Origin of the sequence: Streptococcus sp. CF7_Ac1-8, assembly GCF_024295435.1 — a bacterium.
Classification (GTDB): domain Bacteria; phylum Bacillota; class Bacilli; order Lactobacillales; family Streptococcaceae; genus Streptococcus; species Streptococcus mitis_AP.
On record NZ_JANCPI010000011.1, the window covers coordinates 26,684 to 53,039 of the forward strand.

At 41.2% G+C, this 26,356-nt stretch carries 25 protein-coding genes, 1 tRNA gene and 1 other RNA gene; 5 read left to right on the forward strand and 22 right to left on the reverse strand.

Annotated features, from left to right (window positions below; genetic code table 11):
- Positions 1-94 precede the first annotated feature (94 nt).
- Entirely contained in the window at positions 95-793 is a 699-nt protein-coding gene (locus NMM26_RS06735; protein WP_000936192.1) for a GntR family transcriptional regulator, read from the forward strand.
- Between the two features lie 148 nt (positions 794-941).
- Here the strand turns inward: NMM26_RS06735 and NMM26_RS06740 are convergent, their stop codons facing one another.
- The 9 genes from NMM26_RS06740 to NMM26_RS06780 all read right to left on the reverse strand — a co-directional run bounded on the left by NMM26_RS06740 (position 942) and on the right by NMM26_RS06780 (position 9,957).
- Positions 942-1,838 (reverse strand): DMT family transporter, encoded by an 897-nt coding sequence (locus NMM26_RS06740; RefSeq protein ID WP_049551102.1) that lies wholly within the window; start codon positions 1,836-1,838, stop codon positions 942-944.
- 8 nt (positions 1,839-1,846) lie between these two features.
- Positions 1,847-2,782, reverse strand: coding sequence for a serine hydrolase domain-containing protein (locus NMM26_RS06745; protein ID WP_049551101.1), 936 nt, complete (start codon positions 2,780-2,782; stop codon positions 1,847-1,849).
- Positions 2,779-3,504, reverse strand: coding sequence for a CppA family protein (locus NMM26_RS06750; RefSeq protein ID WP_049551100.1), 726 nt, complete (start codon positions 3,502-3,504; stop codon positions 2,779-2,781). Before NMM26_RS06750 ends, NMM26_RS06745 begins: the two co-directional genes overlap by 4 nt.
- A gap of 125 nt (positions 3,505-3,629) precedes the next feature.
- Positions 3,630-4,535 (reverse strand): aquaglyceroporin Gla, encoded by a 906-nt coding sequence (gla, locus tag NMM26_RS06755; protein WP_049551099.1) that lies wholly within the window; start codon positions 4,533-4,535, stop codon positions 3,630-3,632.
- A 155-nt stretch (positions 4,536-4,690) separates the two neighbouring features.
- A complete protein-coding gene (locus NMM26_RS06760) occupies positions 4,691-5,857 on the reverse strand; it encodes an acetyl-CoA carboxylase biotin carboxylase subunit family protein (RefSeq protein WP_254754055.1) in 1,167 nt (388 codons plus the stop codon).
- A gap of 12 nt (positions 5,858-5,869) precedes the next feature.
- Positions 5,870-6,610, reverse strand: coding sequence for an esterase family protein (locus tag NMM26_RS06765; RefSeq protein WP_254754056.1), 741 nt, complete (start codon positions 6,608-6,610; stop codon positions 5,870-5,872).
- Positions 6,611-6,630: 20 nt separating this feature from the next.
- Positions 6,631-7,455, reverse strand: coding sequence for an alpha/beta hydrolase (locus NMM26_RS06770; RefSeq protein ID WP_254754057.1), 825 nt, complete (start codon positions 7,453-7,455; stop codon positions 6,631-6,633).
- 136 nt (positions 7,456-7,591) lie between these two features.
- Positions 7,592-8,806 carry a tRNA uracil 4-sulfurtransferase ThiI gene (thiI, locus tag NMM26_RS06775; protein ID WP_070527918.1) on the reverse strand — a complete coding sequence of 405 codons (1,215 nt, stop codon included), beginning with the start codon at positions 8,804-8,806 and terminating at the stop codon, positions 7,592-7,594.
- A gap of 8 nt (positions 8,807-8,814) precedes the next feature.
- Complete coding sequence (locus NMM26_RS06780; RefSeq protein WP_254754058.1) at positions 8,815-9,957, reverse strand: cysteine desulfurase family protein; 1,143 nt, start codon at positions 9,955-9,957, stop codon at positions 8,815-8,817.
- 138 nt (positions 9,958-10,095) lie between these two features.
- Here NMM26_RS06780 and NMM26_RS06785 point away from each other — a divergent pair, with 138 nt between their 5' ends.
- The gene (locus NMM26_RS06785) at positions 10,096-10,524 is read left to right on the forward strand and encodes a DUF6556 family protein (protein WP_254754059.1); all 429 of its coding nucleotides are present in this window, start codon (positions 10,096-10,098) and stop codon (positions 10,522-10,524) included.
- Between the two features lie 44 nt (positions 10,525-10,568).
- Here the strand turns inward: NMM26_RS06785 and NMM26_RS06790 are convergent, their stop codons facing one another.
- The 4 genes from NMM26_RS06790 to NMM26_RS06805 all read right to left on the reverse strand — a co-directional run bounded on the left by NMM26_RS06790 (position 10,569) and on the right by NMM26_RS06805 (position 16,558).
- A complete protein-coding gene (locus tag NMM26_RS06790) occupies positions 10,569-12,872 on the reverse strand; it encodes a DNA translocase FtsK (protein WP_368406695.1) in 2,304 nt (767 codons plus the stop codon).
- An 88-nt stretch (positions 12,873-12,960) separates the two neighbouring features.
- Positions 12,961-14,913, reverse strand: a complete 1,953-nt coding sequence (locus NMM26_RS06795; protein WP_254754060.1) for a fructose-specific PTS transporter subunit EIIC — start codon at positions 14,911-14,913, stop codon at positions 12,961-12,963.
- On the reverse strand, positions 14,910-15,821 hold the full coding sequence (pfkB, locus tag NMM26_RS06800; RefSeq protein ID WP_254754061.1) for a 1-phosphofructokinase: 912 nt from the start codon (positions 15,819-15,821) through the stop codon (positions 14,910-14,912). The genes NMM26_RS06795 and pfkB overlap by 4 nt, the downstream gene beginning before the upstream one ends.
- Entirely contained in the window at positions 15,818-16,558 is a 741-nt protein-coding gene (locus NMM26_RS06805; protein ID WP_049499468.1) for a DeoR/GlpR family DNA-binding transcription regulator, read from the reverse strand. The genes pfkB and NMM26_RS06805 overlap by 4 nt, the downstream gene beginning before the upstream one ends.
- A gap of 161 nt (positions 16,559-16,719) precedes the next feature.
- Between NMM26_RS06805 and NMM26_RS06810 the strand changes: the two genes are divergently transcribed.
- Positions 16,720-16,807 (forward strand) — tRNA-Ser (locus tag NMM26_RS06810).
- 78 nt (positions 16,808-16,885) lie between these two features.
- Here the strand turns inward: NMM26_RS06810 and NMM26_RS06815 are convergent.
- From NMM26_RS06815 to NMM26_RS06835, 5 genes are all read right to left on the reverse strand, one after another.
- Positions 16,886-18,220 (reverse strand): Nramp family divalent metal transporter, encoded by a 1,335-nt coding sequence (locus NMM26_RS06815; protein WP_000094601.1) that lies wholly within the window; start codon positions 18,218-18,220, stop codon positions 16,886-16,888.
- Positions 18,221-18,477: 257 nt separating this feature from the next.
- Positions 18,478-18,825, reverse strand: a transfer-messenger RNA (tmRNA) gene (ssrA, locus tag NMM26_RS06820).
- Positions 18,826-18,886: 61 nt separating this feature from the next.
- On the reverse strand, positions 18,887-19,522 hold the full coding sequence (locus NMM26_RS06825) for an SGNH/GDSL hydrolase family protein (protein ID WP_000290665.1): 636 nt from the start codon (positions 19,520-19,522) through the stop codon (positions 18,887-18,889).
- Position 19,523: 1 nt separating this feature from the next.
- Positions 19,524-20,351, reverse strand: coding sequence for an HAD family hydrolase (locus NMM26_RS06830; RefSeq protein ID WP_000153519.1), 828 nt, complete (start codon positions 20,349-20,351; stop codon positions 19,524-19,526).
- Positions 20,352-20,372: 21 nt separating this feature from the next.
- Positions 20,373-21,698, reverse strand: coding sequence for a CapA family protein (locus NMM26_RS06835; protein ID WP_004241626.1), 1,326 nt, complete (start codon positions 21,696-21,698; stop codon positions 20,373-20,375).
- Positions 21,699-21,872: 174 nt separating this feature from the next.
- Here NMM26_RS06835 and def point away from each other — a divergent pair, with 174 nt between their 5' ends.
- Entirely contained in the window at positions 21,873-22,484 is a 612-nt protein-coding gene (def, locus tag NMM26_RS06840; protein WP_001272956.1) for a peptide deformylase, read from the forward strand.
- Between the two features lie 44 nt (positions 22,485-22,528).
- Positions 22,529-23,257 (forward strand): 23S rRNA (guanosine(2251)-2'-O)-methyltransferase RlmB, encoded by a 729-nt coding sequence (gene rlmB / locus NMM26_RS06845; RefSeq protein ID WP_000855720.1) that lies wholly within the window; start codon positions 22,529-22,531, stop codon positions 23,255-23,257.
- A gap of 234 nt (positions 23,258-23,491) precedes the next feature.
- Here rlmB and trxB read toward each other — a convergent pair whose 3' ends face one another.
- The 4 genes from trxB to NMM26_RS06865 form a co-directional block, all read right to left on the reverse strand.
- Entirely contained in the window at positions 23,492-24,403 is a 912-nt protein-coding gene (trxB, locus tag NMM26_RS06850) for a thioredoxin-disulfide reductase (RefSeq protein WP_000272299.1), read from the reverse strand.
- Between the two features lie 65 nt (positions 24,404-24,468).
- Complete coding sequence (locus NMM26_RS06855) at positions 24,469-24,693, reverse strand: DUF4059 family protein (protein WP_000926599.1); 225 nt, start codon at positions 24,691-24,693, stop codon at positions 24,469-24,471.
- Between the two features lie 77 nt (positions 24,694-24,770).
- Positions 24,771-25,514 carry an amino acid ABC transporter ATP-binding protein gene (locus NMM26_RS06860; protein ID WP_000590982.1) on the reverse strand — a complete coding sequence of 248 codons (744 nt, stop codon included), beginning with the start codon at positions 25,512-25,514 and terminating at the stop codon, positions 24,771-24,773.
- Positions 25,514-26,314, reverse strand: a complete 801-nt coding sequence (locus NMM26_RS06865; protein ID WP_001103449.1) for an amino acid ABC transporter permease — start codon at positions 26,312-26,314, stop codon at positions 25,514-25,516. Before NMM26_RS06865 ends, NMM26_RS06860 begins: the two co-directional genes overlap by 1 nt.
- Positions 26,315-26,356: the final 42 nt, after the last annotated feature.

Below are 26,356 nucleotides of genomic sequence, written 5' to 3' on the forward strand. Positions count from 1 at the left end.
AATAAGGGCGAATTACCAACTAAACAAGGCGAAGTTTGACTTTTTCTAGTTTATTGGGGTACAATAGAGAAAAGATAGAAATGAAGTGAAAAATATGCTACCCGCTTATATGAAAATCCATGATCAGATTAAAAAGGATATTGACGAACATCGTTGGGCTATTGGTGAGAGACTTCCCAGTGAAAGAGATTTAGCAGAGCAGTTTGAGGTCAGTCGCATGACCCTCCGACAAGCTATTTCCCTCTTGGTCGAAGAAGGAGTTTTAGAGCGCCGTGTAGGAAGTGGCACCTTTGTATCCAGTACACGTGTACAAGAAAAGATGAGAGGGACAACCAGTTTTACTGAAATTGTTAAGTCCCAAGGTAAAGTACCCTCTAGCCAACTCATTTCCTACAGAAAAACCATTCCCAATGAACAGGAAGTTGCCAAGCTAGGAATTTCTCCTACCGAAAATATTATCCGAATGGAACGTGTTCGCTATGCCGACCAAGTTCCTCTGGTTTATGAAGTTGCTTCTATTCCTGAAAAATTCATTAAGGACTTTAAAAAAGAAGAAATCACCAGTCATTTCTTCCAAACCTTGCAAAAACACGGCTACCGTATAGGCAAATCTCAACAGACTATTTATGCTCGCCTTGCTAAAGAAAAGATTGCCCACTATTTGGAAGTTGAAAAAGGACATGCTATTCTTGGTTTGACTCAGGTTTCCTACCTAGAAGATGGTACTGCATTTGAATACGTAAAAAGTCAGTATGTAGGCGAACGTTTTGAATTTTATCTTGAAAACAATTAATACTCTTCGAAAATCAAATTCAAACCGCGTCAACGTCGCCTTGCCGTACTCAAGTACAGCCTGCGGCTAGTTTCCTAGTTTGCTCTTTGATTTTCATTGAGTATAAAATACTACATAAAACCTCTCTGTCACGGACAAAGAGTCTTTTTTATTTCTCTAAGAGTAAATCTTTCAAAGAAATCAGAGTTACAGCAAACAATATCATTGCCATGCCAAGAAAATCAATGGGATAAAATTGTTCATTCATGATTAAGAAGGCAAAGAAAACAGCCGAAATTGGCTCAATTGAAGCCAACAAACTTGACTTGACCGGCCCAATCAAACTGGCTCCTTTTAGAAAAGCTGTATAGGCAAAGACAGTCCCGATAAGAATAATACCTGCAAATGCAAGGAGAAAATCAAGACTAGTTGGGATAGCAGTCTGTAGAACCCCTGTAAAAGGAAGGGCAACCAAACCTGCTATGACCATTCCCACACCAATAACCAAACTACTCCCCCACTTCTTAATCAAGGCTATGGGTAAAATGATATAAAGTGCGTAAGTCAGAGCAGAAAAGAGCCCCCAGAATAAGCCAGAAGGTGTCATGGATAACTGGTCCAACTGCCCATGAGTGGCGATCAGGAAGGTCCCTCCAATGGCTAATATGATTGAAATAATCTCTCCCAGTGTCGGCGCCACCTTATCCTTGATACAGCTATAAATCAAAATCCCGACAGGACAAACATACTGAAGCACAGTCGCGGTACCTGCATTGGTTTCCTGAATAGCAGTTAGATAGGCAAATTGATTGAGGAAGAGGCCAATTAGAGCAAAAATAAGAAGAGACAGCAAGCTCTTTCTATCCTTTAAAAAGACCAGCATTTTATCCTTTGCAGTAGCATAAGCTAAGAGCATGAGAATCCCACCAGCGATTAAAAGACGCAAGTTGGTCAAAACTAGAGCCGAAATTCCGTGTGCCATCAGGTATTGGCCACTCGTTCCAGACAAGCCCCAAGCAATACCAGCCACAACTGTTAATAGAGTCCCTTTTAAACTATTTGACATGTCTCTCCTTACTCTTCTTTACGAATCAAGTCCATCACTTGATTACGGTCTAAAATCCATTGAGCCCTCTCATCCTTTTCATAGGTACGATTCGATAGGAAAATAGCCGCTTCTTGCTTCTGGCGATTCCACATGATAAAGGTACCTGTATAGCCCGTATGGTCTAGCCAATCTCCTTCCAAATTCCATGCCAAAGAACGTTCCTTGTCATCCAAAGGAGAAAAATTTTGACTCAAATTCCTTGCAAGATCATCTGCTAAATAGTGTTCTAAAAAGATTTGTAAATCCTTTACAGTCGAAAACAAACCAGCACTACCTGCATGTCTGCCCAGCAGGCGAGCCTTGGGATCATGTACCATACCGGCCTCCACACCTCTGACTGTTGGAACAGCAAGCTCAACAGGTCCAAATTGAGTTTCCGTCATTTCCCAAGGTTTCCAGACTTGTTCTTGTAAAATCACATCCAAGTCTTGATCAAAGATTCTTTCCAAGATAAAACCTAACAGCAAAAAATGGACATCCGAATAAAGAAAGGCTGGCTGATTTCGTCTATTGAGATGAAACATCGCTTCCTTTAATTCTGAGGCTGTTAAAAGATCACGATTGGGAATAAACGGATCAAGATTTGTAGCATGGGTTAAGAGCTGGCGAATAGTGATGTCTGGATAATCACTCTCAGGTAAAAAATCGGTTACAGGACTGTCAATATCTAATTTGCCTTTTTCCCACAAAAAAGCAAAAACTGTCCCAACCCCAACAACCTTGCTGACACTGGCTAAGTCATAAACTAGTCCTGCCTCGGTCTGCAAGTCATGCTCTGGGTCACTCTGTCCTAAATAGACCTCCGTCCATTGATTGTCCTTAAAATACGCAAAAGAGGCTCCGGGATAAATCCCTGCCTCGATTTGTTCTTCTATTTTTTTAATAATCTTGGTCCACTTCATACTTCTTCAAACCACAATTCAACATTATTTCGATCTTTACCAAGGAAGAATTTTTCAGACTTAGGAATAAAATATTCAGTAGACTCAAACCTCTTGCGAAGACTTGCTATGTCTAATTCATTAACCAAGAACTTGAGCATAGATAAGTCCCAAGTAACCGTATTGTCCACAGTCAAATCCTGCCCCTGAGCTGGGATAAAATCAAGTGATGCCCCAATTTCAGATGTTTCCAAGAAACTTTCGATATCAGTTGGGAGATGTAATTCCATAGAAATCTCAAACTTACTCAAAGAAATTGATTCCAAATCTGTTTGAAATTCAGGCTTTTCTCCTACTTCTACTAGACTTGCTCTATCATCTTCCGCGTGAATCAAAATCAAATCATCTTCTGGTGAGAAAATTTCAAAAGCATAGCCATTTTGACCTTTATATAATTGATGAATCGAATCTGTTTTAGATAAGAGTCCTTCTATTTCTAAGGGATTTTCCACCTTGACAATCAGTTTAGCCAGCTTTTTTCTTCCCTCTACCTTACGAGTACGCATACTTGGAGCTTCTTCTAAAACCAGCTTTTCAAGACCTGTTTGGTCGCCTAGTGACAGAAAGGCCGACTCTTCTAACAAGGCCTTCATACCAAGGGTTTCAATATAAAATGTTTCATTTAATTTTCTATTATTAACTTTTAAAGTAGGAATAATCCGTACAATTTGATTTACATTCATAAATTCCTCCAACTCTTTTATTTTAAAGGATTTTAGAATTTTTTACAAGATATTATGCTCAAATTTACCGATTTTTCGTAAAAATTTCATATAAAAAAACCGAGGATTTCCCCGGTTTCAATGTCTTATAGGTAAAGGAATTTGAAGATAGCTACTGCCGCAATTGCTGCTGCGATCGGTGCTACTACTGGTACCCAAGAGTACCACCATTTTGAATCACCTTTGTGCTCACCAAGAACTGATTTTGGAAGGAAAGCATGAAGGAGACGTGGTCCCAAGTCACGGGCTGGGTTCAAGGCAGGTCCTGTAGGTCCACCAAGTGAAGTTACCAAGGCCATAACAAGGAATCCAAGTGCCAAGTGAGCAATTCCAAGACCAGATGTCATAAATGGTGCCACTTGTTCTTTAGCTTGGTCAAGTGCTGCTGTTACTTGTTCTTGAGGAATTGTTTGACCTTGAGTAGTTGCTTGTGCAACTTGAGCATTGATAGCAGCTTGTGCTTTTGATACTAGTTCAGCACCAAAGAAGTTTTTAGTCATTCCAAGAGCTGCAAAGAAAAGAACAAATGAACCAACAAACTCGTTTACAAAACCATTAACAGTTGCTGCGAAACGTGCTTCTTTTGTACCATTATCCAAACTTGAAATGGTTGAGAAAGTACCCAAGATATTGTTTGGATTTTCAGTTTTCAAGTAATATGGGCGGTGTGTTGCCACAACCAAAGCTTGACCAAAGATAGCACCCAAAACTTGTGCAAGGATATAAGGCGCTACTTGTGCCCAAGGGAAAAGACCGCTAATCGCAAGTCCAAGAGTGAAGGCTGGGTTGATGTGGTTACCTGATACGTTACCAAACATCAAGGCTGGAATCATAACCCCCATACCATAACCAACAGCGATAACGATCCAGCCACTTTGATGACCTTTCGTACCTTTAAGTTCAACGTTGGCAACTGCACCATTTCCAAGAATGATCAAAATAGCAGTGGCCAAAAATTCAGTGGCATATTTAATTGCCCATGTGAAATCCATTTGATAGATTCTCCTTAAAATTTTTTAGACAATCCTTATTCTATCAATTTTTATATCTTTTAGCAATATGTTTTCTAAAAGATTAACTGGGAAAACGCTTTTATTCAGGGAATTTAAAAAGACTTAACAAATAAAGCTTGTTAAGTCTTCATATCCTATTCTTGACGTTGTCCGAAATCTGCAATCATCTGCTCCATTTCTTGTCGACTCGGAGTTGTTAGCATATAAAGGTAATCTCCTTGAAGTTCTGCAAAGGCTGCTGGCATGATTTTCTTAACCTTGAACTGCTGGTTGTATTTAGCAAGCAAGTCCTCCTCAGAATAGACATAATGAGCATTTGCACGACGTGATGTAGCCAAACAATACTGAGGTTCAAAGTCTGACGCTGGGAACTCTTCTCCTGCGACAATGGATGCATATCCACGATAGAGGTCCAAGGAATGAGCAAAATTATAAACATCGATAGTGAATCCACCTGCAGGGCGGTTGTTGTACTCAATAGCGATGTAATCGTCTCCCTCGCGGAAGAACTCGATATGGAAGAAACGTTCTTTCATACCAAATTCTTTGACAATTGCCTCACCATATTTACGTAATTTTGTATCCATATCCTTAAGAACATAGTAGGAATTGTCCATCTTATAAATCATGAGATCAAGCGGTGTATAGGCGTAGTCAAAGGTTGTTGAAAAGACAATTTTACCATCCTTGTCCACAAGACCATCAAAAGTGCAGATTTCACTGGAAGTGACAAATTTCTCAAAGAAATAAATAGTTGAATGATCCCACTCAGCCTTGAAGTGATTGATATCGTCTTCTGTTTCAAGCTTAAAGGTCGCGGCTGCTCCCACTCCATTGTCAGGTTTGGCAATCATTGGAAGGCCAATTTCATTCACAGCTTGATCCACATCCGCTTCAGTTTTGATAACAGCTCCAGGTACCACAGGGACACCTGCTTTTTTGAACAGTTTCTTCATTTCAGACTTAAATTTTGTCTTTTTGAGATCCTCTGGTTTGGCACCAAAAACATTGAATTGCTCACGAAGACTTGCGTCCAACTCTAACCAATATTCATTGTGGGACTCGATACGGTCAATTGGGCCATGTTTATAAAAGAGAAAAGCAACTGCACGTTTGACTTCATCTATATTTTCAAGATTGTCAACACGGAAATACTCAGTCAGGCTATTGCGTAAAGGTTCATCCAATTGCTCGTATGGTTCTTGGCCAATTCCCAAGACTGTGATGCCTTTATTAGCTAGTTCAATGGTAAACTGTTGAAAATTTTGAGGATAGTAGGGAGAAATAACAAGGTAATTCATAGGTAACTCCTTTTATAAATAGAGATTTCCAAGGAAATAAGGCATTTGTTTGCGCCACCATTCCCAGTCATGGGCGACATCATGTCCCCATTCAGCAAACCAGGCTGGAATTTGTTTCTGGTCAAAGGCTTCTTTGAGCTTGTAGAAAGATGGTAAACCGTCTTGTTCCCAGGCACCAAGCCCCGTACAAAGCACAATCTCTGCCTGACGGTAACGGTCGATAAACCAACCGTCGTTCTGATTCCAGATATAATCTACTGGCGAGTTTTGGTAAATTGCATCATCATTGTAGTAATCTCCGACAAAGAAACGTGCGTCGTAGACACCACTGAGAGCAATCACCTTGGTAAAGACATCTGGATGTTGGAGAAAGAAATTGACAGCATGGTATGCGCCCATGGAGCACCCTGTCGTCATCATGCCATCAAACCAACCTGTCTTATGCTTGATAAAAGGAATGGCTTCCTCAATCACATAGCGTTCATAGGCACGGTGCATCTCTGCTTGGTCGTGACCATTTTTCCAAGTGGCCAACCAGCTCTCACTGTCAACACTAGATAGGGTAAAGAACTGAACACGGCCTTCCTCGATAAAGGAAGCACAGGCATCAATCATGCCAAAATCATAGTATTCGTTGTGACTCCCACCTGATGAAGCAAAGACCACAATTGGAATCCCTGCATGTCCATAACGATTAAGGTACATTTCACGGTTAAGATTGCCACTCCAGTGGCTAAGGTTTTCAATATGCATTGGCTTTCTCCTTTTCTAACTTACCATTTCTCTGCAAAAAATCTCAGACAGTCTGGTAAATTCTCCGACCAAGGGATTTCACTATGGATAGCACCAGACTGAACTTTCAAGACAAGATTATCTAAGTGTACCCCACCTGCTATCAAATCATGGTAATAGCGAAGAGACGAATCGATATAGGCTTGTTTGATATTACCAGCCATCAGGGTTTTGTCCGTATCATCTGCTTCTTCTGTTCCAACATAGATAAAGATACGCTGGTCAGGAAATAATTTCTGGAGTTCAATATAGCGATTAAAGGCGTCTTGGTGAAGCCAGTTAGCAGATGAAAAGACGCCTAGACAACCAATTTGGTCTTGGTATTCCAAACCGATAAACTGGGTAATATTGCCGCCTAGTGAGGAACCAATCATAGCCGTATGCTGGCGGTCAGCTTTAGTACGGTAGGTCTCATCGATAAAAGGTTTGACCACCTCCATGACAAACTCGGCATACTCCACACCCTTACCACCAAACTGCTGCCCTGAGATAGGAGATTCTTGGAACTTCCAAGCCGCATACTCATTCATCCGCCCCATACCATCATTGTCAATGGCAACGACAATCATGCGACTGATATCAGGATTTCGCTTAATAGCTGGGATAATCTTCCATGAATGGCCAATGAAAGACTCCTTGCTATAAAAAACATTTTGCCCGTCATGAAAGTAAACAACAGGATAGGAACGATCCGTGTCTTTCTCATAATCTTTAGGAAGAAGAACACGTACACGGCGTTCCTTACCTGTATAAGGAACCTTGAGTTTGTGTTCTTTCATTTTTAAATAAAAGTAGGATTGATTCATTGTCAGAAAACTCTCTATATTCAAAATTTTATCTCATTATACCATAAAAATAGAAAAAAAGTTAGTTTTGCTTCCGTTTTTGGAATTAAAAACTAACTTTTTCATTTAATTTTCTAAATTCTTTTGGATTTTCTGATTAGAGCAGATTGTCAATCAAATCATCCACTTCATCTTTTTCAGCTTGAGGTGTGATTTCAGTGATCATGATTCCAGCCACAGCTCGCTCTACTAATCCTTCAACATCCATACGCGCTTCGTACTGCTCCGCATTCTTAATCTTAGGATTTGTTTTCGGACGATCTGGCGCAAAAATGGTACAACAGTCTTCAAAAGGCTGGATAGAAATTTCAAAGGTGTCAATTTCCTGAGCAATGTCAATGATTTCCAACTTATCCATTGTCACAACTGGACGGATGATGGGAGTGTTGGTAACTGCATTGATAGCCTGCATGCTTTCGAGGGTTTGGCTTGCTACTTGACCAAGACTTTCCCCGTTGATAATTACTAAACCATTTCGTACCTCACGAATACGATCTGTAATCCGCATCATAAAACGACGCGTTAGAGTCATCAAGTAAGCTTCTGGCGCTTTGGCCTTGATTTCCTCTTGAATCTCTGTGAAAGGTACTTCGATAAACTGGATATTTCCCCCAAACTTGGTTAATTTACGGGTCAAATCTTGGGCTTTTTTAAGAGCGCCTGGACTCGTGTAAGGTGGGCTGGCAAAATGAACAGCCTCAATATCCACCCCACGCTTAAGTGCAAGATAACCTGCTACAGGTGAGTCGATCCCTCCTGACAACATGAGCATCCCTTTACCTGAAGTTCCAACTGGCAAACCACCAGCCCCACGAATGGTTTCATAAGAAAGATAGGCTGCTTCTTCACGGATTTCCACCTGAAGATTGATGTCAGGACTTTTCATTTGAGCTTGCACATTTGGAATGGCTTCGAAAACAGCTCCTCCAAGTGTTTGATTGAGTTCACGACTATCCAACTCAAAGTTGTGGTCGCTACGCTTGCCAGAAATTTTAAAGGTCATGCCATCCTTGTAGATGTCCTGCATAATCTCTTGGACAGCAGACTTCAGAACTTCTACAGATTTTTCAACCTTATAAACAGGGGAAAAGTTTTGAATTCCAAAAACTTGTTTGAGCGATTCTGCTACTGCTGTGTAATCTGCTCCATTGAGGTAAGCGTGGGCACGGTCACGATCTGCCGTTACCTTAACTTGGGGATAGATAGACAAAACGTCTGAAATATTATTGCGAAGTTTATTGATGAAACGCATACGGTTTTTACCCTTGGTTGACAGCTCACCGTAACGAATCATAATTTCTGAATATTGCATGAATGCTCCTATCTTACTTTTCTAGTTTGATTGTAAATCAATTTTAACTTGGTCAAAAACTGCTCAATCTGACTCATATCATTTTCAAGGTCTAGGCTTAAACGTACAGCTGACTGGGCCTTATCCTTGTCCACTCTCATGGCAATCAAAGTCCCTGCAGGCTTCCCTGCCTTGGATGAACAAGCAGAGGTCGTTGAGATGAAAATATCATAGTCTTCAAAGGCATGAACAATGACTTCACCGCGAACACCCTTGATTCCAAAAGTCAGAATATGAGGGGCAAAGTCTTCCTCATCTGAAAAGACAAAAATATCTGGATAGTCCAGAAGGGCTTGGCGAATCACTGCCTTCATCTGCCCAGTCTTGCACCTAAAGATATCTAGCTTTTCCATAGACAAGCGGAGAGCCTTGGCTGTCGCTGCAATTCCTGCCACATTTTCAGTTGTTGAACGATAATCACGCTCCTGACCACCACCAGTCAACAGAGGCGTAATCTTCTTGCCAGACTTGATATAGACAAATCCAACACCTCGAACTCCGTGAAACTTGTGACTAGAGAAAGTCGCAAAATCCACTCGTTCTGTCAGATACTTTTCAGTCGGAATCTTGGCAAGTGCCTGAACCGCATCAACGTGGAAGGAAATAGTCGGCTTGTCTGCTAACAGTTCTGAAATAGCCTCAATGGGCTGAACAGAACCGATTTCATTGTTCACAGCCATGACGGAAACGAGGGTCGTATCAGGTCTTATCAAATCTGCTAACGCTTTAACATCCACAAATCCTTTGTTATCAACTGGAGCAAAATCTACTTCAAATCCTTGACTTTTCAACCAGAGGGCTGACTCTTTGACTGCCGGATGTTCAATGGCTGATACAATGATGTGTTTTCCAAACTGAGCCTTTTCAAAGGTCACACCCTTGATGACCCAGTTATCTCCTTCTGTCCCACCAGAAGTAAAGAAGATTTCATCGCTTTTCTTACCGATTAAATCTGCAATCTGTTGGCGAGAAGCATCTAAGATTCGTGTTGCCTGGTCTCCCAAACGATGGAGACTAGATGGATTTCCTAAAATTTTTGAAGCGACCTGCATATAAGTTTCAAGGGCTTCAGGATAGGGCTTGGTCGTCGCCGAATTATCAAAGTAAATCATGTTTTCTCACGCTTTCTAAAATCACTCCTTCTATTGTATCATGAAACGGAGCTTGCGACAAGAAAGGGCAATTTCTCTTTTTTTAAGATTTTTTTAAAGAAATGCGGTATAATAAATTTTAATTAAAGGAGAGAATATATGTCTAATTATCGTAGAACTTCAAAACCAAAAACAGAACACATCAAAAAAGGCTTCACGGTCTTTCAAAAAACTGTTGCCACTATCGGTAGTATCCTTGGCTTAATTACTGCAAGTATCACTATCATGAACGCCTTAGATAATAACAAAAACACTAAAAAAGAACCTACGACAAGCCAGACGACAACAATTGTCAAAGAAATTCAAAAGGAATCCCCTCAGGAAAACACTAGTCCCAATAAGGAAAATAATACTACCCAAGAAAAAACACAGCAAGAGGAAACACCAAAATCTAGCGTCAAGGAAGAGAAAAAAGAAGAGCAGAAAACAGCAACTCAGGACTCTACTACACCTGCTCCAAGTAAACCTGCCACTGAAAATGAAAAACAGTCCAATACCCCAACTTCGGAAAATAAAACTAATCAATAATCACTAAAATAGCCTCCTTCCAAACCTGGAAAGAAGCTATTTTTTTATTGTTGTAAAACTTTTCTTGGTTTGGTACCTTCAGCTGGACCAATGACACCTGCCATTTCAAGCTCTTCCATGAGACGGGTCGCACGGTTAAATCCAACTGACAAACGACGCTGAATCATAGATGCGCTGGCTTTCTGAGTTTCGATTACCAAAGCCTTGGCTTCTTCAAAAAGCGGATCACCACCAGATTCACCATCTGAAAATTCTCCTTCATTTTCAGAAACTTCTCCCGGATCAAAACTCTCATCGTAGTCCGCATCTGCCTGAGCCTTAATGAAGTTTACGATGTGTTCAACATCATCATCCGAGATAAAGGAGCCTTGGAGACGAACTGGATGATTTTCATCAATCGGTTTAAAGAGCATGTCACCTCGGCCAAGCAGTTTCTCAGCTCCATTTTCATCCAAAATCGTACGGGAGTCTGTCCCTGATGAAACTGCGAAAGCGACACGAGAAGGAACATTGGCCTTGATCAGACCAGAGATGACGTCAACAGATGGGCGCTGGGTTGCAAGAATCATGTGGATACCAGCAGCACGCGCCTTCTGTCCCAAACGGATAATGGCATCTTCTACTTCCTTGCTGGCCACCATCATGAGGTCAGCCAACTCATCTACAATCACGACAATGAGAGGTAGCGGAACCTGCTTGTACTCAGACTGGGTATTAAACTCTTCTACCTTGGCATTAAAGCCTGCAATATTCCGAACTCCCACCTTGGCAAAGAGTTCATAACGATTTTCCATCTCATCCACTACCTTTTGAAGGGCCTTGCTTGCCTTACGTGGATTGGTCACAACTGGAATCAAGAGATGGGGAATATCATTGTAAACGGACAATTCAACCATCTTGGGGTCGACCATCATAAATTTAACTTGATCAGGTCTAGCCTTCATAAGGATGCTAGCGATAATGCCGTTAACTGCTACCGACTTCCCTGAACCCGTTGAACCTGCAACTAGCAAGTGGGGCATCTTGGAAAGGTCAAAAGCTCTTGCGGTGCCATTAACTGCCTTTCCTAGAGGAATTTCCAAGAGATTTTCTGCTTTTGTTTGAGATTGTTCCCATAGTTCGCGGAAAGAAACTGTCGCAATCTCGGAGTTAGGTACTTCGATTCCCACTAAAGATTTCCCTGGGATAGGTGCTTCGATTCGGACATCCTTGGCTGCCAAGGCTAGAGCGAGGTCATCTGCTAGATTGGAAATGCGGTTAACCCGTACACCGACTGCTGGCTTGACTTCATACTTGGTTACTGACGGCCCAATTTCAGCCCGTTCAACCGTTACCTTAATACCAAAACTAGCAAAGGTTTCTTCTAGGATTTTGATGTTTTCACGAACGATTTTCTTCTCTTTAGACTGGTCTTTTGGTTTATCTGGGGCAAAGAGTTGTAAGCTTGGAAGTTTATATTCAAGAGCCTCCTTGGCTGAAAAATCGACCTGAACATCTTCATCATCAGAGCCATCTTCCTGTTCAGCGAATTCAAGTTCAGCTTGAGGCAGGATGATTTCTGGTTCTATCCACTCTTCTTCCGGAACAGGTGGAACGTCAAGCACAACATCTTCTGTCAGAATTTCACCCGTTTCCATATCAATAGGAGGCATATCGAGTAAGGCTTTTTCGGCCTTTTCTTTTTCTAATCTAGCCTCTTCCTCAGCCTTTTGACGAGATTTTTCTTCTTGTTTGACAAAGCGTTCCTCTTTTCGACGATCATGCCCTTCCCGCCATTTGGCAAAGCCTCTACTGAAAAATTCAGCAATATCATAAACAGACCAAGGACTGACTAGGAGAGCACCTACTAAAATCAAGATAGAACCAATAAAGTAAGTACCGATATTTGAGAAGAGAAAGGCTGTTGGCACATAAAGGCCAACACCAATCAAGCCACCTCCAGCAAAACTGGTCGTTCGAAAACCAGTCAAATCAGTCACAACCTGAGCCATGGTTCCTTTTAAGACCGACTTGTCCAAACCATATTTCCAAACTAAGTAGGCCTCAAAAATCAAGAGCAAACCTGCAAATATGGTGAAAAATCCTGATAAGAGTCCTTCCTGTTTTCGTATCCACTTGAAGAAGAAGAGATAGAGTAGGATACCAAATATTGCCAGATAAGCTAGGCTACCCACCAATAAGCGAATTAAATTGTACAGGGTTATACCTGCAGCCCCTAATTTGAAGGTTGCGAAAATCAATAAAAGCGCGATTACCAACGAAATCAACATTCGTTGAATCGCTTCTTTTCTTTCGAGTTCTGCTTTAGACGGTCTCCGTCTTGTTTTACTTGTATTCTTGTTTGCCATTCTTCTATTATACCATATTTCACAGGTATTTCGGAAAGAGAAAAAGACTGCACCAAACGGTCCAATCTTTTTATTTTCTATCTAATTTTTATGCTTGTGGTTTGCGTAGGTAACCATAAACCACACCACTTACAATTGCTCCTACCAAGACAGAAACGAGGTAAAGGAGAGCATTTGAAGTAAGGGCGATCACGAAGATTCCTCCGTGTGGCGCCATAAGTTTGATACCAGTAAGACCAACGAGCCCACCTGCTACTGCTGAACCAAGGATAAAACTTGGGATAGCACGAGCTGGGTCAGCGGCACCAAATGGAATCGCTCCCTCAGTGATAAATGACAAGCCCATGATGATGTTTGTCAAACCAGAGTTACGTTCTTCTTTGGTAAATTTATCTTTGAAAAGAAGAGTTGCGACAAAGATAGCAAGTGGTGGCACCATTCCTCCAGCCATAACTGCTGCCATAGCCACAGAACCACCTGAAGAAACAGTAGCTGCAAGCGTACCTGTACCAAAGACATAAGCCGCTTTGTTAACTGGTCCACCCATGTCAACAGCCATCATTCCACCAAGGACGATACCAAGAAGGACAGCTGAACCTCCTCCAAGACCACCTAGGAAGTCATTCATAGCAGTGTTGATTGCTGCCATTGGGATATTAACAGCTAGCATGACAAATCCTGTCAAGATTGTCCCAAGAAGTGGCAAGAGAAGGATTGATTTTGCACCTTCAAGTGAACGAGGAACTTTAACGTATTTCTTGATAGCAAGAACCAAGGCACCTGCTATAAATCCACCAACAAGGGCACCTAGGAAACCAGATGAGACACCTGCAAGAGTTGAAGTTGCTTCACCACCTGCGGCATAAGGAATTTTACCAAAGGCAAAACCTTCTTTGGCAATAGCACCAGCCACGAAACCTGCTACCAAACCTGGTTTTTCAGCGATAGAGTAGGCAACATAACCTGCAAAGACTGGAAGCATCAAACCAAAGGCAGCTCCACCAATTTTCATGAACATAGAAGCTAGCTCATGGTAGGAACCAAGATTACCAAGATTTTCATTTGGAACACCCAAAGCACCGTCAATCAAGAAGGCAAGGGCAATCATGATACCACCGCCAATAACAAATGGCAACATTTGCGATACACCACTCATCAAGTGTTTGTAGAAGGCACCACCAAGACTTTGTTTTTCGTTAGAGGCTGTTGTAGCTTTTGTTCCATTAGCAGCACGATAAACTTCAGCATCTCCTGAAAGAGCCAAGTTAATTAACTCTTCTGTCTTACGGATACCGTCAGCAACTGGACGATTGATTAATGGTTTACCGTCGAAACGATCCATTTCAACTGCCTTGTCTGCCGCGATGATAACAGCTTTAGCCTTACGAATGTCTTCCGCAGTTAGTTGGTTACCAACACCGCTAGCACCGTTGGTTTCGACCTTAATTCCAACACCCATTTCAGCAGCCACTTTTTGAAGGGCTTCTTGAGCCATGTATGTGTGGGCGATACCTGTTGTACAAGCTGTAACAGCTACGATAAAGTCACCAGTTTCATTTGCAGGCACTTGAACAAGTTCCTCAGTTTTTTCTGAAGCTTGGTCAAAAAGTTCAATGACTTGGTCAGCTGATGTTGCTTGACGGAGTTTGTCAGCAAAACCATCTTTCATCAAGTATTGAGACAATTCTGCCAAGGCTGCCAAGTGAGTGTCATTGGCACCTTCTGGAGCCGCAATCATGAAGAAGAGATCAGTTGCTTGCCCGTCCAAGCTCTCATAGTCAACACCCTTGTTTGACTTAGCAAAGAGAACCGTTGCTTCTTTGACAGCAGCATTTTTGCTGTGAGGCATAGCGATTCCGTCACCCAAACCTGTAGAAGTCAAAGCTTCACGTGCCAAAATACCTTCTTTAAATGTTTCAAAATCTGTCACATAACCGTGATCTACCAAACTTTTAATCATTTCTTCGATGACAGCTGTTTTTTCAGTTGCCTGCAAATCCAGCAACATGACATCTTTTCTCAATAGGTCTTGAATTTTCATCGTTTTTCTACCTCAACTTTTTCATATGTTTCTTTAATAAATTCTGCTGTTGCCAAGTCATCCGAGAAGGTAGTTGCCGTTCCACAAGCAACTCCCCATTTGAAGGCTTCTACTGCGTCTTTTGATTTGACAAATTCACCTGTAAATCCAGCAACCATAGAGTCACCAGCTCCAACTGAATTTTTGACTGTTCCCTTGATAGGTTTTGCGAAGTAAGCTCCCTCAGATGTGACAAGAAGAGCACCGTCACCAGCCATAGAAATAATGACGTTTTGAGCACCTTTAGCCAGTAACTCACGAGCGTATTTCTCAATTTCATCTAAACTTTCGAGTTTCACTCCAAAAATCGCTCCAAGTTCATGATTGTTTGGTTTGACCAAAAGTGGCTGGTAGTCCAAACTATCAATCAAGGTCTGTCCTTCAAAATCACAAACGACTTGCGCACCAGTCTTGCGTGTCAAGGCAATTAGATCCTTGTAGATGGCATTGCCTAGATTTTTAGTACTTGAACCTGCAAAGACAACTATATCTTCTGCTGTCAGACTAAATAAAATAGCTTTCAATTCTTCTAGCTGATCCGGCTCAACAGTTGGACCAGTCCCATTGATTTCTGTCTCTTGGTCTGCTTTGATTTTAACATTGATACGAGTATCTTCTGATACTTGGACAAAACGTGTCTCGATTTCTTCCTCTGCTAAAGTATCTGTGATAAATTTACCAGTAAAGCCTCCGATAAATCCCGTCGCAGTATTGGGTATATCCAAACGTTTCAAAACACGACTGACATTGATTCCTTTCCCTCCAGCAAACTTATCATCACTGTCCATACGATTGACACTACCGACTTGGACTTGGTCCAAACGAACGATATAATCAATAGATGGATTGAGTGTGACTGTATAAATCATACTTCTATTACCTCCGTTTTCTCCTTAATAGCCTGCAAGAGCTCATGCCCTTGACTTGTGATAACAATAGCTCGTTTGAGTGGTGCTACTTTGGCAAAGCAAGTTTGTCCAATTTTTGACGAATCCACCAAGACATAGGTCTGTTTGGCATTCTCTAAAATAGCACGCTTAACAGCTCCCTCCTCCATATCAGGAGTCGTATAATAGCCATCGTCCACACCATTCATTCCGATAAAGGCACGGTCAAAGTGCAATTGGTTAATCTGGTTAAGAGCAACGCCCCCTATGCTAGCATCTGTCGCCATCTTGACACTTCCTCCAACCATGACAGTTGGAATCTGCTTTTCAACCAACTGAGCAGCATGGTGAATCGAGTTGGTCACGACTGTAACATTCTTATTGCCCAATTCATGAATCAAAAAGGCAGTTGTTGTTCCAGCATCGATAAAGATGACATCTTGTTCCTTGATGAGAGAGGCCGCCTTCTGAGCTAACAACTTCTTCTCTTGAAGGTTTTTGACAGATTTTTCTTGAATGGTTTCTTCTTCCTGCAAGGAATGGGGCAATTCTGCTCCACCATGTACGCGACGAAGCTTGTTTTCTGCTTCCAACTCATCCAAGTCTCTTCGAACCGTTGATTCTGACGTTTCTAGCAAACTAACTAATTTCTCTAGAGAAACTACATGATGTTGATTTAACTCCTCTAAAATCAGTTGTTTCCGCTCTGTTTTTAACACTGAATCACCTCCTGTTATCGTTTACACTATTCATTCTATCACACTCCCTTTCAAAGTCAAGCATTTTTTATCATTTTCTTTCAAAATCTATCATTTTTCTCATTTCCAGAATTTTTATTGCAAGATAAGTGGCTTTATGGTAGACTATTTGAGTAAGTATTGGAAGATTACTCAAGAGGCTTAAGAGGCCGTGTTGGAAACGCGGTAGGCGTGTAACAGCGTGCGTGGGTTCGAATCCCATGTCTTCCGTTTATTTTAAAAAAGATACCCAAGAAATCTTGGGTATCTTTTTTCTTATATGCTTGTTTTATAACTCGGGTGAATTTCTTAGAAAATATCAAATAACAATTTCACATTGAGAATTGTTAAGATAATGGAAACGATATAGCCAAGGATGGTATTCCATTTGGCATTGGTAAATTCTCCCATCAGTGATTTCTTAGAAGTTAGATAAATCAGTGGGAAGATTGAAAATGGAAGAGCAATCGAAAGAAAGACTTGTGAATAAACCAATAACTGATCCAATGTTTTTTCCTGATGACCAAACAGAACCGCTACAATCATGACAGGCAACAAGGCAAAGAGACGAGTTGCCAAACGAATGAACCATTGAGGTAATCTCATATGCAAGAAACCTTCCATAACGATTTGTCCAGTCAAGGTACCCGTAATTGTCGAATTTTGACCACTGGCTAATAAAGCCAAGGCAAACAAGGTTGATAAGGTCGAGCTAGCTATAGCTCCTGCAATAGTAGAATCCTGCAAGGCATTATACATTTGAGAGAAGGCAGAAATCTCAGATGCATGGCCGAAAAAGAGAGCCGCCCCGAGAATTAATAGAAGGGAGTTAACCACAAAGGCCAAGGATAATTGGAGATTTGAATCCCAGGTCATAAAGCGCACGGCTTTTCGAACATCATTCTTGTCCTTGTGATTGATTTTCCGAGTTTGAGACAAGGAAGAATGCAAATAGAGGTTATGGGGCATAACCGTTGCTCCCACGATCCCTAGTGCCAAGGTTAATTGACTTTCATGCCCTGGCAAGGGACTTTCAAATAAGGTTGCATTCGGTAGATAACCCTCAACGATTCCTTGGAAGCTTGGATGTGACAAAGCTACCAGATAGGTAAAAATTGCTAGAATGGTTAAAATCAGTGTTGTCACAATAGCTTCAATCTTCTTAAAGCCAAATTTCATCAGAAGCAATAAGAGAAAAACATCCAACACGGTCAAGAGAATTGCTATCATAATCGGAATCTTAAAGAGAAGATTGAGAGCAATCGCTGAACCTAGAACTTCTGCCAGATCTGTCGCCATCAAGGCTAATTCTAAAATCACCCATAGACTATAACGAAGCCATTTAGGTGAATGATGAGCCGTTGCTTGAGCCAGGTCCATCTGGGTTACAATACCAAGCTTTCCTGCCATCTGCTGAAGTTGCATGGCAATGAGAGATGAAATCAAGATAACAAACAAGAGACTATACTTATAGGAAGCACCACCGACTACACTGGTAATCCAGTTTCCTGGATCCATATAACCAACTGCGACAAGAGCACCCGGACCTAAAAAGGCATTTAAATTTTGCCAGAAATGATTGTTATTTGGAGTATCGATAGATTGATTAATCTCAGAGAGTGACACTTTTTTATGAGAAGACATAGATACTTACCTCTTTCTAAACCTACTTTTTCATTATTTTCTATTAGAGAAAAATAAGATTGACTTTAAACTATTAAAACAATGAAAACTATATGAAAAACATTTAGTTTTTTCATTATTTTTCTTAAGGCACCTTAATTATAACAGAAAATATGATAAAAACTTAAGAAAATTCAGGACTTGATTTAATATTTAGGATACAACAAAATGTTGTAAAAACAACGTTTTAGAAAGATTTACAAAACAATGTAAATTATCAATGGAGCCGGTGGGAGTCGAACCCACGTCCAAACATCTGCTAACATATTTGTCTACAACCATAGGTTATGTATTCGTTTAACAGTCCCTCGACACATAACTCAAGCCTAGAAACCGCGAGTCTATCAATCTCTTATCAAGCCGCTAGACAAGGCTTGATCGTATCTCGCTAATAATAAGACCTGTCATTGAACACGAGCAATCCAAATCGGGTCACGCCTGCTGGTTTTTAGGCAGCTAGAGCGTAAGAAGTGTTATTTTTTGCAGTTATATTTAACTGAGCGTTTACGTCGCCACACGAGTCGCAAAATATGCCTCATAATGCCTGTCGAATCCGTAACGACCCCAAAAGACAATAAAACCATTATACCTTATCTAACACAAAAATGCAAAAAGGAAAGCAATTAACTACAAAAGATAGTCTTTCAAAGATTTTGTCAAAACCTGATAACCAGCAACACTAAGGTGCAACCCATCAGTTGTATAATCTTTTTTGAGTTGACCTGCCTGGTCTGTCAAACTATCAAAAACTGGCACAAATTCTACCTGCATATAGGCAGAAGCAAGCTCTTGATAGGCTTGATTCCATTTCTGAATTTTTTCATTCGTGCGGATATAGACTGTCTGCTTGTACTCTTCTCCCTCATTGACTGGCAAAATAGAAAGCAATTTAATCTCAGTCAATGGATAATCGCGAGCAATGGATTGTATGATAGCTTCGAGGTTATTGAGAGCCTCATTCACAGGCACATCTTTTCCGATATCATTTGTCCCAATCAAAAGGACAATTTTATCTACTGCTCCACCGTACAGATGCGCATCTAGATTTTCTAATAACAGCCCTGTCTGATACCCTCGAATGCCTCGATTGACAATCGTCTTCGAAGTCCCAAATAGTTCCTGCAGAGGATAATATTCGACAATAGAATCCCCAATAAAAAGAATGTCTGGCTCTACAACAGAAACCTGATTTAAGTGACGATACTTGGTTTGGATTTTTTCTTGTTCCTTTAGTAACCAATTTTCTAATAACTGTACTGCCACTTCATTCTCCTTTTTCTAACCAGTTTTCCAAGATTTGATAAACTCCTCCTTGGCTATTGGCTGGCGCTAGAGCAGTAGCCACAGCTTTGGCTTTATCATCAGCATTTTCCATCGCATAGGCAATTCCAGCCATTTCAAGCATTTCAACATCATTTTCACTGTCACCAAAAGCCATGATTTGTTGGGAGGTCAAGTCCCAGCGCTTGAGTAATTCTTCCAAGCCCCATGCTTTATGAATTCCAGCTTGAAGGATATCAATGCAACCATAGCCACTCGATACAGCACGAACACGGCCATCAAAGAGGTCATTGATTTCTTCCAAGACCGAACTCAAACGTTCCTCACCAACAACCATACTCATCTTGAGCACACCACCAAAGAGGTCAGAGGTTAATTCGTCCACAAATTGCATCCGTTGGTAGAATTTTTCAATCATTTCTGGAGTCATAAAACTTTCAAGGTCTGTAAAAATCGTACCTTCTTTGACGAAACCACCCTTCATAGACGTTACAACAAACTGATCCTGACACGCTCGACCCTTAAAATGAGCCAAAGCCTTATCGACAATGGCATCATCCCAAGTCTGAGCCTGAATCAGTTCATTGTTTTCAAAAATACGAGCACCGTTTGCAACAACCAGAACCACCCGATCGACCAAGTGCTCCAGTAGTTGCCTCATGCGGTGAATTTCATTCCCAGTCGCAATGACAAAACGAATACCCCTTTGATCCAACTGATCTAAAATCTTTTCCAAACGTGGGAGATCAAGCTGGCCTCTAGCATCCAGCAAGGTCCCATCCATATCTGTTGCAATTACCTTAATCGTCATTTACTTTCCTCTGGATTCAAGCTAGTCCCACTTCAATCCCACATGTTCGTTCATTTCTTTGTAGGCTGTATCAATTCGTTCCTTAGTCGCTTCATCTAACTGGTCACGATGACTACCACCCTCGATAAAATCTTCTAAGATATAAGTTTGGTATAGGAATAGTGGATAACCTTCTGGAGAATAGGTTCCTTTTGGTGTACGGTTTACCCAAGAAGGATGCGCTTTGGCAGTTTCGATTGTCGTCTTACCGGCTTTTTTCTTAACAGTCACATCCATGAGCACGCCACGCTCTGTCCACTTAGCATTCTCTTCATCTTGCATGGTTTCAATTCGTTGATTGGAAATGAAGTTCCCCATTGAATAGATAATGAGTTTCTTGTCCCCATCTTTTTCAACCGTTTCAGATGGTTCAACTACGTGAGGGTGCCCTCCAAAGATAATATCAGCTCCCCAATCAATCATCTTGTGATAAAGAGCCTTTTGTTCTTCAGTTGGTTCCAAGCGATACTCCACACCCATCTGAGGCATGATAATGGTGATATCCGCTTCCTTCTCTGCCCGTTCAATTTCAGCCTTCATCTTGTCTTCATTTAGGTCTGAAAGATAGCGGGTATAGTCTTCTTGAGAAATACTTTGCTCAATTCCATTAAAACCATAAGAATAGGCCAAAAGTGCAACCTTGATACCGTTCACTTCCTTAATAACCAGTGGAGCTTGATCACGTGACTCATGCGTATACACTCCAATAGGTGTCATTCCTGCCTTTTCAATAGCATCTGCTGTTGAAACCACACCTTCTATTTGTGAATCTAGGATATGGTTATGCGCCAAGTCTAGCACTTGATAACCGGCATCCTTGATGGCATCCATGACTTCTCCAGGTGCATTAAATAGCGGATAACCAGCCAAATAGTGGTCCTTATTCACAGTACCTTCAAAATCACCTAAAATCAAGTCTGCTTGTTTGAGCCATGGTTTTACATATTCAAAATTTTCATGGAAATCATAGGTCCCATCTTCTTTTAAAGCAGAACGATAGATGGGAATGTGATAGAGGAGGTCCCCGTTGGCCATAATTCTAGCAGTTTTCTCCTCGTCCTGATCTTTAGCATTTTGGTTCGTCTTATTTGCTTCTTGAGAAATGGCATCCTTTTTTTGACTGGTTAAAGGGATTCCTTGGAAGCTTTCAAACAACAAGACCAAGCCCATTGATAAAGCAACTGCTAGCAAGAGTATGGCCACAAATCCTTTATTACTCCACTTGCGATAACTCCTAAAAAAGTTTACCAAACCCCTCATAAAACGAAAAGCTGAACCACGCTGATTTCGATCTTGTCTTCTTTGCATCTTCATTCTCCCTACTTTCTAATGCAAGCCTTTTCTTTTTATTATATCACAGATAAGTAATTCTTTCACAATTGAATCGAACCTACTAGGCATTTTCTATAAAAGCTCAATGCCGTAATGCTTTCAATCCTTGTCATTTTGTGATATCATGTAGAGGTAATGAAAGGAGAGAAAATGTCTGCAATAGAACGTATTACAAAAGCTGCTCATTTAATTGATATGAACGATATTATCCGCGAGGGAAACCCAACTCTACGCGCGGTTGCTGAGGAAGTTACTTTCCCCTTGTCTGACCAGGAAATCATTCTTGGCGAAAAGATGATGCAATTCCTGAAACATTCCCAAGATCCTGTCATGGCTGAGAAAATGGGGCTCCGAGGTGGGGTTGGACTTGCTGCTCCTCAATTAGATATCTCAAAACGTATTATCGCTGTTTTGGTGCCAAACATTGTCGAAGAAGGCGAAACCCCACAGGAAGCTTACGACTTGCAAGCTATTATGTACAATCCAAAAATCGTCTCTCACTCAGTTCAAGACGCTGCTCTTGGTGAAGGAGAAGGTTGTCTGTCTGTTGATCGCAACGTACCTGGCTATGTAGTCCGCCATGCTCGCGTTACGGTTGACTACTTTGACAAGGATGGAGAAAAACACCGTATCAAGCTCAAAGGCTACAACTCCATCGTTGTTCAGCATGAAATTGACCACATTAACGGTATCATGTTTTACGATCGTATCAATGAAAAAGACCCATTTGCAGTTAAAGATGGTTTACTAATTCTAGAATAAAGAAAATCCCGTTGCAAGACGGGGTTTTGTGTTATAATAGAGGCATGAAAACAAATGATATTGTCTATGGCATCCACGCCGTTACCGAAGCCCTCCTTGCAAATACTGGAAACAAACTCTACCTCCAAGAAGACCTACGAGGTAAGAATGTTGAAAAAGTCAAGGAACTAGCTACAGAAAAAAAGGTATCCATTTCTTGGACCTCAAAAAAATCCCTCTCTGAGATGACTGAAGGTGCTGTCCACCAAGGTTTTGTTCTACGAGTGTCCGAATTTGCCTATAGTGAGCTGGACCAAATCCTTGCCAAAACACGCCAAGAAGAAAATCCTTTGCTATTGATTCTGGACGGGTTAACTGATCCTCACAACTTAGGCTCCATCTTAAGAACCGCTGATGCGACCAATGTTTCAGGAGTCATCATTCCCAAGCACCGTGCTGTCGGAGTTACTCCTGTCGTTGCTAAAACAGCCACAGGTGCTATTGAGCATGTTCCAATTGCCCGAGTAACCAATCTAAGCCAAACTCTAGACAAACTCAAGGATGAAGGCTTCTGGACCTTTGGAACAGATATGAATGGGACTCCTTGCCACAAGTGGAATACAAAAGGGAAAATCGCCCTCATCATCGGAAATGAAGGAAAAGGCATCTCTAGCAACATCAAAAAACAAGTTGATGAGATGATTACCATTCCTATGAATGGACATGTTCAAAGTCTCAATGCCAGTGTTGCTGCAGCCATCCTCATGTACGAAGTTTTTCGAAATAGACTATAAAAAAGTTTCCAGTCATCTGATTGGAAACTTTTTATGATTATACTCAATGAAAATCAAAGAGCAAACTAGGAAGCTAGCTGTAGACAGCTCAAAGCACTGCTTTGAGGTTGTAGATAAGACTGACGAAGTCAGCTCAAAACACTGTTTTGAAGTTGTGGATAGAACTGACGAAGTCAGTACCCATACCTACGGTAAAGCGAAGCTAACGTGGTTTGAAGAGATTTTAGAAGTGTATTAACTATGTTCTGTGATAAATTTATAAGCTTCTTGACCAGCGATAGCTCCATCTCCAACTGCTGTTGTCACTTGACGAAGGTCTTTCTGGCGAACATCTCCAACTGCAAAGATACCGTCAACTGCAGTTTTCATGTGGTTATCTGTCACAATCCAACCTGCCTGATCTTGGATATTCAATTCTTTAACAAAATCGCTAAGAGGATCCAATCCAACATAGATAAAGACACCACCGAAGGCTTGTTCTGTCACTTGACCTGTTTTCACATTTTCAAAAACGACAGATTCTACTCTGTTTTCACCCTTGATTTCCTTCACTACAGAATCCCAGATAAAGCTGATTTTCTCATTCGCAAAGGCGCGGTCTTGTAAAACCTTTTGGGCACGAAGTTGGTCACGACGGTGAACAATGGTAACAGTCTTAGCAAAACGAGTCAAGAAGAGGGCTTCTTCGACAGCTGAATCTCCGCCACCAACTACCAACAAATCTTGGTCACGGAAGAAAGCACCATCACACACGGCACAGTAAGAAACACCACGACTGTTCAGTTCTTCTTCTCCAGGTACTCCCAAAGGACGGTGTTTAGAGCCAGTCGCCACGATAACGGTACGAGTTTCATATGTTTGGTCATCAGTCATCACTTTCTTAAAATCACCATGGTCTTCGACATTTTCAACATAACCATAAATGTGCTCAACACCAAGATTTTCAAGCGGTTCAAACATCTTTTCTGCCAATTCTGGCCCACTAATATTAGCGTATCCAGGGTAATTTTCAATATCAGATGTATTATTCATCTGACCACCTGGCAGACCACCTTCAATCAAGGCTACTTTCAGATTGCTTCGAGCAGCATACAAGGCTGCAGTCATACCTGCAGGTCCAGCACCGATAATAATAGTATCGTACATATAGTTTCCTTCTTTCTTGTTGTAACTATCTTTATTCTAACTCTTTCTTGTCAATCACGCAAGGATTATGCCTTGAAAACAAGAATTAAACTCATAACCGCAAAGGATAATACTGGAACAACCAAAACACCAATCATAATCATATCATAGAGATGGGCTTGGCGAGCCTTGGCTGTCTTATCAACTCCCGACATGGCTCTCAGTCCAATCCAAATCCCTAAAAAAATCAGGACGAGGATGGTGGTCAAGATCAAACTCTCGAAATATAAAGAAAATAGTTGCAGTAGCATGATTTCTCTCATTTCTATCTTTTTTAAAGAGTAAACTCAGCTAGTCCAGCTAACTGAGTTTTTCTTTATCTATTATATCAAATATAAGTCCGTTTGTAACTAGCGAAGAATTCTTTTGTTCGCTCTTCTTTAGGATGGTGGATAATCTCATCCGGTGTTCCAGACTCAATGATTTTCCCCTTATCTAGGAAGAGAATCTTATCCGCAACTTGAGCTACAAAGGACATGTCATGACTGACTAAAATCATGGTCTGACCTGACTTAGCAGCATCTGCAATAGACTTCTCTACTTCACCGACCAATTCTGGGTCAAGGGCTGAAGTTGGTTCGTCTAAGAGTAAGACATCTGGTTTCATAGCAAGCGCACGCGCTAGGGCAACCCGTTGCTTTTGTCCACCTGATAAATGGCGAGGATAATGGTTTTCACGGTCAGAAAGCCCAACCTTAGCCAACTCTTCCTTGGCAATCTTAGTCGCTTCTTGGTCAGATAATTTCTTGACAACAACCAAGCCTTCCTTCACATTATCAAGTGCTGTGCGACGTTCAAACAAATTAAACTGTTGAAAAACCATAGACAGCTTACGGCGTAGGGCAAGGATTTCTTCTTGAGTGATTTTAGAAAAATCAACTGAGAAATCATCAATCTGAATAGAGCCACTGTCAGGTGTTTCAAGATAATTGAGACTGCGAAGGAAGGTTGATTTTCCAGCTCCTGAAGAACCAATCAAGGCTACAACTTCCCCTTTTTGAATATCCAAGTTCAGATGATCCAAGACAGTCTGTCCTGAAAAGGATTTGCTTAAATTCGAAATCTTAATCATTAACGAAGGTCTCCTTTCACATCTGTTTGCACTGTATCAGGTGCAGAAATAGCCATCTTTCTCTCAATGAAACGACCGAGGCTTTCAATTCCGATATTGACTACCCAATAAACAAGGGCAACGGAGATGAAGCGTTCAAAATAACGATAATCGGCACCACCCAAAATCTGAGCTTGGGCAAAGACTTCCACAACACCCGCACTAAAGGCTAGGGAAGTTCCCTTGGTCAAGCCGATTAGGGAATTGATTAAGGTTGGAGTCGCCACAACTGCTGCATTTGGAATAATCACTCGACGATAAACTTGTGCTCGGGTCATACCCAGACTGCGTGCCGCCTCAATCTCACCAGGATTAACTGAGAGAATGGCTGCACGAATGGTTTCACTAGCATAAGCTGCCTCATTAAAAGCAAAGGCGACAATCGCAAAAGCTGCAGCTGGAATAGCATTGATATTGAGACCAGTCCCCCATTGCTGATTGAGAGCTTTCAAAGCCAAAGGAATTCCGTAGTAGGTCAACATGAGTTGCACCAAAATCGGTGTCCCTTTTAAGAAACTAACAAAGAAGGCCTGCAAGGGATATAAAATTTTAACACGATTGATTTTCACAATGGCAAAAAGAAGTGCCAAAACCAAGCCAAAAAGAGCACCACCAATGGTCAACATAATCGTTGTTGGAAGTTGTTGGACAATTCTCGGAATTCCATCAAAGACCGAACGCAGACTAAAAAGTTTGCCATCCGGAATCAATTGCATCAAGTTTTGGTACCAATCTGATGCTAAAATCGTTGTAACATTCATAAAAACATCCTCTCCTGATAATGATTCATTCTACCATACTTC